This window comes from Neptuniibacter sp. 2_MG-2023 (assembly GCF_030547495.1).
GTDB lineage: Bacteria > Pseudomonadota > Gammaproteobacteria > Pseudomonadales > Balneatricaceae > Neptuniibacter.
Window position 1 is genome coordinate 1 of sequence record NZ_JAUOQC010000026.1, and the last position, 11,374, is coordinate 11,374.

Here is an 11,374-nt window from a genome sequence, read left to right on the forward strand (position 1 = left end):
CCCTGCAACATCCTGCGCCAGACCCGGAGCCTGTGCATGAGCCTGAGACATAGCGAGAGCAATCGACAGAGCCAGAGCCAGAGCCAGAGCCAGAGCCAGAGCCAGAGCCAGAGCCACAAGCCGCAGCACGAGCACCGGAACATGCAGGTCTATCGGGTGCGACTAGCAGAGAGATCAACTGTGTCTTGGTGAAAATGCATGGGCTTAATTTGGCAATACCTTTTGATCATATAGAAGGTGCGGTGCATTTAAGTTCAGTAGCGCTGACTTTAGATGGTACTCATGATTGGTGTTTAGGACGTTTTGGTGGTGGGTTATCTGCTGAAACTAATGTTATAGATACTGCATTATGGCTAATTCCGGAGCGCTATAAGCCAGAAATGGCAAAATACAGCGAACTGATTATTTTACGAGGACGCCATTGGGCGTTAGCATGTGATGAGCTGGTGAAGTCGGTTCGTATACCTGCAGATAAAGTATCTTGGGCAAGTAGTGATAATCCACGGGCATGGTTGTGGGGAACATATATGGAAGAGCGTTGCGCTATTCTTGATATTCCAGAGCTTATGAAACAGTTTGATCAATCCTTCTGAATTGATAGTTAAAACAATGTTAGGGAAGCAATTAAAGTGTCTTGGTTGAGTGTGGCGTCATTGATTATTGCTGTGGGAGCTTGTGCTGCCTGTTTCGTTTTATTTCGCCGTTTGCAACAGCACGAGCGTCGGCATCAAGCGCTTATTAATGTGCTCAGAAATGAGATACAAGCGATGACAAATAGCTCAATTGGTATGGGGCGTCGTTTAATTGGTGTCGAGCAGAAGCTTAATCTTACAGTGGATAAACAGCTAGAATTAGAGAATCGGGATCCAACCGCTTTAGCCTACAATCAAGCTACCCGTTTGATGGAGATGGGGGCCGATGTCGATGATCTAGTGCAGAATTGTGGTATTGGACGGCCAGAGGCTGAGTTAATGGCTCTTTTACATAAAGAGCTACACACTCCCCATCAATCTCTAGGGCGTGATAATTAGATCCTACGCTTATTTAATATTCTGTTGAATTGCTTTGTTTATCATCTCTTGGTTGCCATGTTTTAGGCTGTAGGCAAACGCAATCACTTCTGCGATAGCTCGATAAAGGGATTCAGGTATCTCATCGCCTAGTTCTAATCGGATCAGAACTTCAACTAGCTCTGGGCTTTCGTGAATATGAATGTCGTTTTCTTCGGCTAATTTTATAATTTGTTCGGCAATATCCCCCATCCCTTTGGCAACGATGAGAGGGGCCTTTCCCGCACCTTGGTCATACTTTAGAGCGATGGCCTTCTTACGGTTTTTTTCGGAGTATTGATCTGATTTAGAAAATTTCATGTGTGTAGGTCCACAAGTTGTTTGTGGATCGTTTGTTTTTGTTCTGGCGCTGTTCCTTCGTGCCAGGTCACCTCGGTATTATCAAAACCACATTGGCGTAGGCGTGTAGAGAACTCTTCTGAGCGTTCGCGTAATTTGTCAGCGGTTTCTTTTAACTCACACCAAAATAGGGTGCTGATTTCATGGCCATCAGTTAGCCGTATCTCCGCATCCACTCCACCTTGCTCCTCTAAATCGAAATGTAAGCGTACGCGCCATACGGAGATCATCTCTCCAGCTGCATTGGTGCCTCCTTCTCTACTTAAACGCAACTCTAAATTATCCCACTGCTCCCCATTTTTGATCGGTAGGTCGAGTTGTAGCACACGTTCAAATCCACCATCCGGCATCTCTCGCCACTGCTGTAGGGAGTGGAGCTGTTGGCTGGTTACACGTGAATGTACACCCTGGAGTAACTGTTCTAAACGTTCTTTTTGCTCGGCAGGTAAAGAGTCCGCTAGTTTTTGAAGCTGTTGCAGTTGGCTTTTCATATCTTGAGGTTGCGGTGCTAAGCCTTTACTTAAATTGTGCTCTGTGGATAACCCACCTAACTCAATGTTTTGTCTGATTTGAGATGGCGCTTCTTGGCTTCCAGGTCGAACACCAAATAGCTGTAGCATCGATTGAACCACGCTGCTGATCTGTGTTGCTTGGCTTCCCTGTGCTTGGGCAGCGACTTGAGATAATTGGCTAAAAGCATCCGCCGTGGCTATTTGGGCAGGTAGAGCATTGCGTAAAGTCTCTTGTATTGCTGGTTTTTCTAAAGCGGAAGCGGGTGTGTTTTGTGGTTCTCTCATCTGCAATACTTGAGCTTCATTATTTGAAGTCTTAAGTAGTTGAAGTTGCGTGCCTTGTGGTAATGGGCGAGGGGAGGCCAGCTCCATCTTCGTACCGTCGGGCAGGGCGAGGGTTAGCATGTGGTGTGATACGGATCCCGCTGAGCGGGTGATGTTGTTAGTGCTATTGGTAGGTTTAGTATCAGAAGGAGTAACCCCTGTTTGTATCTCTTTAGGCGGGGTTGGGTTTGTGCCTTTGTTTTCTGTAGGGAGTGGTGTTACTTGTGGTTCATTTTTTCCAGATGTAACGCCTACCAATGGAGCTGTTTGAGTGGCAGTATTCCCTTGAATAGCTCGTTCTGGTAGCGTTGCTGATGGTGTTGTTTGGGTTGTATTGACGAGATTTGATGCTGTAGTGTTCTGTGCTGCATTCGCGATTAAGCTTGTTCGCCCACCTGTCTCGACTGTCTGAGTAGTTGCAGATAAAGTTGGCGTTGATAGGGCCCCGCTGGTTGTTGGTTTCTGTGCGGTATTGGCAGCCGTTGTTTGAGTGTTTTGTCCGTTATCAGTGTAAATAGGACGGCTACTAATCACCGCGGCGAGAGTCTTTATATCTACAGGAAGTTTTGCGCTGTTTTCTGGTGTTTGTATATTGAGCTTAAGGAGTTGCTCGTTCAGCCCTTTTTGCTGGGTGTTTGAGGTGATGTTTGCTTGTGTAGCTGCCGGCTCTTGCTTACTTGTGGTGTTTGGTTGATTGGGCAGTGTTATCTGAATTTGTCCATCGCTTTGGCGGTTTACATTAATTTTTTGGCCAATAGGCAGGGCTTGAAATACCCCCATTTGAATTAATCGGTTGTTGACCTCTAATTTTAAACGAAAAATTTCAGGTTGAGTTTGGTCTTTGCTTATCGCAACAACAGTAGCGCTGACATTCCGCCCGACCGGCAAAAGCGTATTCAGATTACGGGATGAATCTGAACTCGCTTCGGTTGTTTGTAGCGGAATACCTGATAATTGAGGAAGCAAATTATAACCTATCTAAGTAATGGACTGTCAGATGGTGAGTATTAGGTATCAGAGTACATCTAAATGAGGAGGTGTTTCCAACTTTTAGAAAGCAATACAACAGTGCAGAGCTGTCTGATAATCGTATATAATCACTCGCTTATTAATCGGCCGATTTCAGTAAAAGTATAGTTTAAGGTGAAAACTTGCTCTGAAACTTAGCCCTAGGTTGTTTATTGTTTTGGAGAACGGTTTGAGTACAGCGCTGTTACATGTGGACAAACTTTATTGCGAGCGCGATGACCGTATTCTGTTTGAGGATCTTAGCTTTGCAATTAATGCGGGCGAAGTAATCCAAGTCGAAGGACAAAATGGTAGTGGGAAAACGACTCTTTTAAGAATTCTAAGTGGTCTTTCTAATCATTATGAAGGTGATATTTTTTGGAAAGGCTCTTTACTCTCAACAGTTCAAGACGATTTTAGACGCGAGCTCCTATATTTTGGACATCACCCAGGTGTTAAGGCCGTTCTAACGCCAGAAGAAAATCTTCATTGGTATGCGGCAATGCATCCATCTATTGATGGTAAAAAGATTGCTATGGCATTAGAGCAAGTAGGCTTAAGAGGGTTTGAAGACTCGCCTTGTCATACATTGTCTGCAGGGCAAAATAGACGGGTCAGTTTAGCTCGGTTGTATCTGACCTCTGCAAAATTGTGGATTTTAGATGAACCTTTTACTGCAATTGATAAAAAAGGCGTCGCACAGAAAGAACAATTGATCTTGGACCATGCAGCTAATGGTGGATCTGTTATTTTAACAACCCACCATGAATTAGCGATTAGCGAAAAGGTTCGTCGTTTTAATCTTGATGAATTAGCGGGAACTTAATGGGAAGAATTGTGACAAATGAAAGCGCTAATTCAGAGGCAAGTTCTGTCTTGAGTCTTTTTGGGGCTGTTTTAAAGCGGGATTTAATGTTGGCCTATCGCAAGAAAAGCGATTTGTTTAACCCATTGATATTTTTTCTAATGGTGGCGACTTTATTCCCTCTCGGTGTAAGTCCTGAGCCAGACTTTCTTGCTCAGATTGCTCCTGGCGTTGTATGGGTCGCCGCATTATTAGCGACGTTACTCTCTATGGAGAGCGTGTTTAAGTCGGATTTTGAGGATGGGACATTAGAGCAAACGCTTTTAAGCCCTCAGCCTTTATTTGTTATTGTATTAGCTAAAGTGTTAGCCCATTGGATGATGAGTGGCTTACCATTAACATTATTAGCACCGTTATTGGCAGTAATGTTGTTTTTGCCTGCAGAGGGTATGTCGGGCTTGATGTTAAGTCTCTTGATAGGTACACCCACGTTGAGCTTAGTTGGTGCTATTGGTGCTGCGTTAACGGTAGGGTTACGTAAAGGTGGGGTGTTGATCTCGTTGTTGGTTTTGCCGCTTTATATTCCCGTACTGATTTTTGGTACGAGCGCGGTTCAAGCAGCGGTTACCGGATTGCCATTGGCAGGTTTCTTTGCTTTGTTGGGGGCTATATTAGCACTAGGTTTGGTTTTGGCACCTTTAGCTATTAGCGCAGCATTACGAATTTCCGTGAGTGGATAAGTTAAGGTTCTTATGAGTGAGAAAAAGAATTGGATGCCTCGTTGGTTCTATCAACTTGCATCACCACGTTGGTCTTATGAAATTATGGGTAAGCTATTACCTGGATTTGCGGTAGCCGCATTCCTGTTTCTTATTGCAGGTACCGTTTGGGCGTTGCTGTTTGCACCATCTGATTATCAGCAAGGCAATAGTTTTCGCATAATTTATATTCATGTACCTTCCGCTCTTTTGGCCCAATCGTGCTATATGATGATGGCGATTGCGGGTGCCATTGGTTTGATTTGGAAAATGAAAGTGGCTGATATGGTGGCTAAATCTTGTGCTCCTATAGGTGCCACTATGGCTGTGTTAGCACTAGCAACAGGTGCTATTTGGGGCAAACCTACCTGGGGATCTTGGTGGGTTTGGGATGCACGTTTAACCTCTATGCTGATTCTTCTTTTTCTTTATTTAGGTGTTATTGCTCTTTATTCCGCTATCGAGAATGAGGCCATGGCGGCAAAATCTGCGGCGGTGTTAGCGCTAGTTGGATTGGTGAATATTCCTATTATTAAATATTCAGTAGATTGGTGGAATACACTCCATCAACCTGCCACGTTTAAATTAACAGAACGCCCAGCAATGGCCCCAGAGATGTGGCTACCTTTATTGGTAATGGTAATCGGTTTTTACTGTTTCTTTGCTGTTTCGTTGATGATGAGAACGCGGAATGAAATTCTTGTACGTGAACGTCGTGCAAGTTGGGTAAAAGAATTAGTTGAAAAGCAGTGAGGCAGATTAAGTGAATTTTGATAGCTTTTCGGATTTTATTGCGATGGGAGGGCACGGTTTTTATGTTTGGCTGAGTTATGCCATCGCATTAGTCGTAGTTGTAATTAATATTGTTAATCCGGCACTACAGAAGAAGAAAATCGTTTCTGATCTTGTACGTCGCCTGCGCAGGGAGAATAAATCTTCATGAACCCTAAACGCAAACAACGTTTGATCATTGTTTTGTTTATTGTATTTGGTGTTGGTATTGCTGTGGGGTTAACTATGTTTGCTCTCAGCCAAAATATTAACCTGTTTTATTCACCTACCCAGATTGCGGCAGGAGAAGCACCTCATAATACCCGTATTCGCGCCGGTGGTATGGTGGTCGATGGTAGCGTCAATCGAGATCAGCAGAGTCTGAATGTCACTTTTGATATTACTGATTATGATCAAACAGTTACTGTTCATTATAACGGTATTTTACCGGACCTTTTTCGTGAAGGTCAGGGTATTGTTGCACAAGGTGAGCTTGATTCTAATAACGTCTTGCAGGCATCAGAAGTGTTAGCTAAGCATGATGAAAACTATATGCCTCCTGAAGTGGCGGATGCATTAGAAAAGAGTGGCAATATGCCTAAGCCTGAAGCTGAGGTTTATAACAAATGATTCCTGAGTTAGGTCAATATGCACTTATTCTAGCTTTATGTATGTCTGCGTTACTGGCGGTTGTCCCTATTGCAGGAACCTATAGTAATAATGCGTTATGGATGGGCTACGCTCGACCGCTTGCTACAGGGATGTTTGCATTCTTATTAGTGAGCTTGATTTGCTTAGGTTATGCTTTTGTAACAGATGACTTTTCGGTCGTTTATGTTGCTACCAATTCAAATACGGCATTGCCGATTTATTATAAAGTGAGTGCGATCTGGGGGGGGCACGAAGGTTCTCTTCTACTTTGGGTCTTTATTCTTGGTGGTTGGACTTGGGCTGTTGCGCTGAAAAGCGATAATTTGCCTCAGGATATCGTAGCTCGAGTATTAGGTGTGATGGGTATTATTGGGGTTGGTTTTATCCTCTTTACCCTGATGACCTCTAGCCCATTTGAGCGTCATCTTCCAAACTTCCCCGTGGAAGGTGGTGATCTTAACCCTCTATTGCAAGATATAGGTCTTATTATTCATCCGCCTATGCTTTATATGGGCTATGTTGGTTTCTCAGTTGCTTTTGCTTTTGCTATAGCTGCGCTATTAAGTGGCCGTTTAGATGCTGCTTGGGCGCGTTGGTCTCGACCTTGGACGGTTGTCGCTTGGGCTTTTTTAACATTAGGTATCGCGTTAGGTAGCTGGTGGGCATATTACGAGCTTGGTTGGGGCGGCTGGTGGTTCTGGGATCCAGTTGAAAACGCATCATTTATGCCTTGGTTAGTGGGTACTGCGCTTATTCATAGCTTGGCAGTAACAGAAAAACGTGGGGTGTTTAAAAGCTGGACGGTGCTATTAGCTATTTTTGCTTTTTCTCTCAGCTTATTAGGCACTTTCTTAGTTCGTTCGGGGGTTTTGACGTCGGTTCATGCTTTTGCGACGGATCCTGAGCGCGGTTACTTTATCTTAGCGTTATTGGCGATCACTATTGGTGGGTCTCTTTTACTTTATGCAATTAAAGCTGCCCATGTAAAAAGTGAATCACGTTTTGAGCTGATTTCCCGAGAAACATTGTTGTTAGGTAATAATATTCTATTGGTTATTGTTGCTTTGATGGTGTTGCTGGGCACTCTTTATCCTTTGTTGATTGATGCATTAGGCAAGGGGAAAATATCCGTAGGACCTCCTTACTTTAATGCTTTATTTGTTCCGTTAATGTCTGCTTTAGTGGTGTTAATGGGCGCGGGTATAGTGTCTCGCTGGAGACAAACTAAAGGCAGCTATATTGCCAAGCAATTACTTATCCCTATGCTGGTTAGTGTTGTCTTAGGTGCTAGTTTTTCTGTTGTCTATGGCGATCAGTTTGATTGGAGTGTAACGCTTGGAATGGTGCTGTCCTTCTGGGTTGTTTGTGTTTCTGTCAAAGATATTTGGAATAAAGTGTCTCATAAGGCTAACCCTTTCAAGGGGTTAAGGAACCTTTCAAGAAGTTATTATGCGATGGTTTTGGCACACATTGGTGTGGCTGTAGCTATTGTCGGGATGACCTTGGTGACGGTTTATAACGAGGAACGTGATTTAAGAATGGCACCTGGTGATACCTTAACCTTTAAACAGTATGAGTTTATCTTCGATGGTGCTCAGGTTGTTCAAGGGCCTAACTATCAGGCCGATCAAGCGCAGATTCGTGTACTTAAAAATGGCGAACCTTATGGTGCGTTACACCCTGAGAAACGTTTTTACAAAGCGCGCGGTAATGTCATGACTGAAGCGGATATAGATCCAGGTTTAACTAGAGATCTCTATGTCGCATTGGGTGAGCCTTTAGATGGTGGAGCTTGGGCGGTTCGAATTCAGCATAAACCTTTTGTCCGTTGGTTATGGTTAGGAGGGTTGTTGATGACAGCCGGTGGTTTGTTGGCGGCTACAGATCCTCGATATCGTAAACAAGCTAAACGTAAAGTTAAAACTGTTTAATCGTTGGCTAGGGTTGTTATACCTGCGCTGTTTGGAGATTCATTGTGCGTCGATTTATTTTATTTATTCCGCTTGCCATTTTTGTCGGTATGGGGCTTTTTTTATGGAAGGGACTTCAGCTAGACCCTACTGAATTGCCGTCGGCGTTGCTTGATAAGCCACTGCCTGTCTTTGAATTGCCTTCGCTTTTAGATCCTGAGCGCAAAGTTACAGAAGCTGATCTGAAAGGCGAAGTGGCTTTGGTGAATGTGTGGGCTACTTGGTGCCCTTCATGTAAGGCGGAGCATGCGCAATTAAACCGTATTAAGGCGGAAGGTTATAAAGTTATTGGTATCAATTACAAAGATGAGCGTGAAAAAGCGGATACTTGGTTAAAGAAATACCTTAATCCATATGCCCTAAATATTTTTGATGATAAAGGTAGCTTAGGCTTAGATTTGGGGGTTTATGGCGCACCTGAAACTTATGTTATAGATGCTAATGGCATTATTCGATATAAGCATGTAGGTGTTGTAGATCAGCAGGTCTGGGGGAGTTTAAAAGGGATTATGGATCAGCTTAAAAGCGATAAGCAGGTATTGTCACAATGAGATATTTAGTAGCGCTGATAGTTATTTTTATTCCTCTCAGTGTGTTTGCGGCTATAGATACATTTGAGTTTAAAGATGATGCAACACGCGAGCGTTTTAATGAGTTAACCTTTGAACTGCGTTGTCCTAAGTGTCAGAACCAAAACCTTCAAGATTCTAACTCGCCGATTGCTGCAGACCTTAGAAATGAAGTTTATAAAATGGTTCAGGATGGTAAAGATAATAATGAAATCAAAGATTTCTTAGTTGCCCGTTATGGGGAGTTTGTTCTTTATAACCCGCCTGTAAATGAGACGACTTACATTTTGTGGTATGGCCCATTTGGCTTAGTAGTCATCGGTATTATTGTTTTAATCGCCGTTTCGAGAAAGCGTAAGCGTAGTGATCAAGAGGATGACTCAGAAACTCACCTTAATAATGACGAGGCAGAAAGGTTGAACGATATTCTAGGTAAAGGTGAGCAAAAATGATCGAGTTATGGGGTGGAATTGCGGTTTTAACGGTAATTGCAGTCGCGTTCGTTTTTCTTCCTTTTATTCGTGCTAAGCGCGTTGTAGAGGTTGAATCGGCTGAAAATCGCGGTCAACAGAATATAGAAATATTTCGTGAACGTTTATCCGAGCTGGAAAATGAAAAGTCTGCGGGCAATCTAGATGAAACTGATTTCGTTACTTTAAAAACGGAATTAGAGAGAAATTTGTTGTCTGATGTGGAAGACACAGGTTCAAAAGCCGGTAAATTACAGCTAACAACCCAAACATTAGTGACGGTTACACTGCTCGCTATGTTGATTCCGGTAGCTGGCCTCGGTTTGTACTCTGTATTTGGCCGTTCGGCGGACTTAGATATAGCCTTGCATCAACCTAATGATCCTTTTAATGGGGAAAAACCTACTCTTGAGCAAGCCGTTGCTCAATTAGAGAAAGAGTTACAGCTAAATCCTGATAATCCTGAAGGGTGGTTTTTACTATCGACAACCTACATGAATCAAGGACGGTATGCAGAAGGGGCTGAAGGTTTTAAAAAGATATTAGAGCTTCTACCGTCTGATGCGCCTCAATATGCCAGCGTTAATGGCCAGTATGCACAAGCGCTGTTTTTTGCCGCTAATAGTAAAATAACAGATGAAGTTAGAGCCCAAATCGATAAAACATTAGCTATTGAGCCATTGGAAATAACGGCTTTGGGACTTTTGGGTATTGAGGCCTACGAAAAACAAGATTTCGAAGCGGCCATGGAGTATTGGTTGACGGCCCTACGAAATGCGGAAGGAGCTACAGCGGAATCTCTTCGCTCTGGTGTTCGTAAGGCGCGGGATGAATTGATTGCACAAGGTAAAAACGTCCCCGATATTCCGGAGCTGCAAATTGCATCTGTGACCTTACAAGTTGATTTAAGCCCAGGGTTCAAAGAGCAAGTAACACCAGAACAAACGATTTTTGTGTTTGCGAAAGAGGTTGGTGGGCGAATACCATTGGCTGCGGTTAAGCTAAAGGTATCTGATCTACCTACTCAGGTTGTATTAGATGATACAATGGCAATGAATCCTCAAGTAACTTTATCATCGGTTGCTGAAGTTGAAGTGTCGGCCAGAATTTCTTTATCAGATCAGCCGCAAGCTCAAAAGGGCGATTTGTACGGTATTATCTCGCCTGTAGAGGTGAGAGGGGGGAAACTACCATTGATGTTGGTTATCGATAAGGTTGTCGAATAAAACCAGCTCTTTTATAGTTGTATGATTATCGATAATTACAAGAGAAAGGGGCGCGACTAGGCACATGGAAATCGGTCTGCGTGAATGGCTGATTGTTGGCGGAGTAATATTAATCCTGCTGATAATTATAGACGGATGGCGACGCATGCAAAGCGGGCGTAATCGTCTAAAAATGAACATCGATAAAAACTTTGTTGATGCTCCTCCTGTTGAACAACAGTCGTTTAATCCAGAGCTGCCTGGTGGTGGGGCTCGTCGGGTTTCATTAGACAGCGATCCTCTTTTTTCTGATCACCGCCCTGAACTTGCACCTGATAAGGATGGTGCATTTTCTGCACATACCGAAAATAATTCACCGCTCGATAAAAATGATCCCTGGGATGATAGCTTATCCTTAGATGAAGGGATTGTTAGCCCTGCAAGGAAAGTAGAGTCAGAGCCGGTTGATGATGATATCAGTCTGCCAAATGATTTTATGGAGGAGGGCGTCTCTACTATTAAAAATGAGCCGTCAGCCTTTGGTGCTTCTGATGATGGAATTTTAGGTCCTGCACGAGTGGTACCTGCACCCTCTATTGAACCAGAACCAGAACCAGAACCAGAACCAGAACCAGAACCAGAACCAGAACCAGAACCACCGCTATTAGTGGTAGATAGAGAACCTTCTGATTATGCAGAGGTCGTATCTGAAGATGAAGATACAGACGCAAATGTTGTTGATGCTTCTGATGTTGAAAGCGTCGATAGTGATGTTGAAGAGATAGAAAGAAAGCCTGAACTTTTTGATGTTATTGACCAATTGGTGGAAGGCATTAAAACTGTTAAGCCAGAGCCAGAGCCAGAGCCAGAGCCAGAGCCAGAGCCAGAGCCAGAGCCAGAGCCAGAGCCAGAGCCAGAGCCA

At 43.6% G+C, this 11,374-nt stretch carries 13 protein-coding genes and 1 pseudogene; 12 read left to right on the forward strand and 2 right to left on the reverse strand.

What is annotated here, in order from left to right:
- The first annotated feature begins 188 nt into the window (after positions 1 to 188).
- Positions 189 to 593 (forward strand): hypothetical protein, encoded by a 405-nt coding sequence (locus Q4486_RS15645; RefSeq protein WP_368500067.1) that lies wholly within the window; start codon positions 189 to 191, stop codon positions 591 to 593.
- A gap of 36 nt (positions 594 to 629) precedes the next feature.
- A complete protein-coding gene (locus tag Q4486_RS15650; RefSeq protein WP_303419811.1) occupies positions 630 to 1,031 on the forward strand; it encodes a DUF2802 domain-containing protein in 402 nt (133 codons plus the stop codon).
- Between the two features lie 9 nt (positions 1,032 to 1,040).
- Here Q4486_RS15650 and Q4486_RS15655 read toward each other — a convergent pair whose 3' ends face one another.
- Together Q4486_RS15655 and Q4486_RS15660 are read right to left on the reverse strand one after the other, a co-directional pair.
- The gene (locus Q4486_RS15655) at positions 1,041 to 1,370 is read right to left on the reverse strand and encodes an EscU/YscU/HrcU family type III secretion system export apparatus switch protein (protein ID WP_303520097.1); all 330 of its coding nucleotides are present in this window, start codon (positions 1,368 to 1,370) and stop codon (positions 1,041 to 1,043) included.
- Positions 1,367 to 3,211, reverse strand: coding sequence for a flagellar hook-length control protein FliK (locus Q4486_RS15660; protein ID WP_303520098.1), 1,845 nt, complete (start codon positions 3,209 to 3,211; stop codon positions 1,367 to 1,369). The genes Q4486_RS15655 and Q4486_RS15660 overlap by 4 nt, the downstream gene beginning before the upstream one ends.
- Before the next feature lie 232 nt (positions 3,212 to 3,443).
- Between Q4486_RS15660 and ccmA the strand changes: the two genes are divergently transcribed.
- The 10 genes and pseudogenes from ccmA to Q4486_RS15710 all read left to right on the forward strand — a co-directional run.
- Complete coding sequence (gene ccmA, locus Q4486_RS15665) at positions 3,444 to 4,079, forward strand: cytochrome c biogenesis heme-transporting ATPase CcmA (protein WP_303419817.1); 636 nt, start codon at positions 3,444 to 3,446, stop codon at positions 4,077 to 4,079.
- Positions 4,079 to 4,798, forward strand: coding sequence for a heme exporter protein CcmB (gene ccmB, locus Q4486_RS15670; RefSeq protein ID WP_303419818.1), 720 nt, complete (start codon positions 4,079 to 4,081; stop codon positions 4,796 to 4,798). The genes ccmA and ccmB overlap by 1 nt, the downstream gene beginning before the upstream one ends.
- A 12-nt stretch (positions 4,799 to 4,810) precedes the next feature.
- Positions 4,811 to 5,569: a heme ABC transporter permease gene (locus Q4486_RS15675; protein ID WP_303520100.1), complete on the forward strand. Its 759-nt coding sequence runs from the start codon at positions 4,811 to 4,813 to the stop codon at positions 5,567 to 5,569.
- 10 nt (positions 5,570 to 5,579) lie between these two features.
- On the forward strand, positions 5,580 to 5,759 hold the full coding sequence (ccmD, locus tag Q4486_RS15680) for a heme exporter protein CcmD (RefSeq protein WP_303419822.1): 180 nt from the start codon (positions 5,580 to 5,582) through the stop codon (positions 5,757 to 5,759).
- Positions 5,756 to 6,217, forward strand: coding sequence for a cytochrome c maturation protein CcmE (gene ccmE / locus Q4486_RS15685; RefSeq protein WP_303419824.1), 462 nt, complete (start codon positions 5,756 to 5,758; stop codon positions 6,215 to 6,217). The genes ccmD and ccmE overlap by 4 nt, the downstream gene beginning before the upstream one ends.
- Positions 6,214 to 8,169, forward strand: coding sequence for a heme lyase CcmF/NrfE family subunit (locus Q4486_RS15690; protein ID WP_303419826.1), 1,956 nt, complete (start codon positions 6,214 to 6,216; stop codon positions 8,167 to 8,169). Before ccmE ends, Q4486_RS15690 begins: the two co-directional genes overlap by 4 nt.
- A 44-nt stretch (positions 8,170 to 8,213) precedes the next feature.
- Positions 8,214 to 8,759 (forward strand): DsbE family thiol:disulfide interchange protein, encoded by a 546-nt coding sequence (locus Q4486_RS15695; protein WP_303419828.1) that lies wholly within the window; start codon positions 8,214 to 8,216, stop codon positions 8,757 to 8,759.
- The gene (locus Q4486_RS15700) at positions 8,756 to 9,229 is read left to right on the forward strand and encodes a cytochrome c-type biogenesis protein (RefSeq protein ID WP_303419829.1); all 474 of its coding nucleotides are present in this window, start codon (positions 8,756 to 8,758) and stop codon (positions 9,227 to 9,229) included. The genes Q4486_RS15695 and Q4486_RS15700 overlap by 4 nt, the downstream gene beginning before the upstream one ends.
- Entirely contained in the window at positions 9,226 to 10,473 is a 1,248-nt protein-coding gene (ccmI, locus tag Q4486_RS15705; RefSeq protein WP_303520101.1) for a c-type cytochrome biogenesis protein CcmI, read from the forward strand. The genes Q4486_RS15700 and ccmI overlap by 4 nt, the downstream gene beginning before the upstream one ends.
- A gap of 64 nt (positions 10,474 to 10,537) precedes the next feature.
- Positions 10,538 to 11,374: pseudogene (locus Q4486_RS15710) on the forward strand (hypothetical protein); the annotation flags it as partial.

Bases quoted from the DNA above. Each gene is read 5' to 3' on its own strand.
- ccmI (WP_303520101.1), top strand. From the start codon at position 9,226: ATGATCGAGTTATGGGGTGGAATTGCGGTTTTAACGGTAATTGCAGTC.
- ccmE (WP_303419824.1), top strand. From the start codon at position 5,756: ATGAACCCTAAACGCAAACAACGTTTGATCATTGTTTTGTTTATTGTA.
- Q4486_RS15655 (WP_303520097.1), bottom strand. From the start codon at position 1,370: ATGAAATTTTCTAAATCAGATCAATACTCCGAAAAAAACCGTAAGAAG.
- Q4486_RS15675 (WP_303520100.1), top strand. From the start codon at position 4,811: ATGAGTGAGAAAAAGAATTGGATGCCTCGTTGGTTCTATCAACTTGCA.
- Q4486_RS15700 (WP_303419829.1), top strand. From the start codon at position 8,756: ATGAGATATTTAGTAGCGCTGATAGTTATTTTTATTCCTCTCAGTGTG.
- ccmB (WP_303419818.1), top strand. From the start codon at position 4,079: ATGGGAAGAATTGTGACAAATGAAAGCGCTAATTCAGAGGCAAGTTCT.
- Q4486_RS15690 (WP_303419826.1), top strand. From the start codon at position 6,214: ATGATTCCTGAGTTAGGTCAATATGCACTTATTCTAGCTTTATGTATG.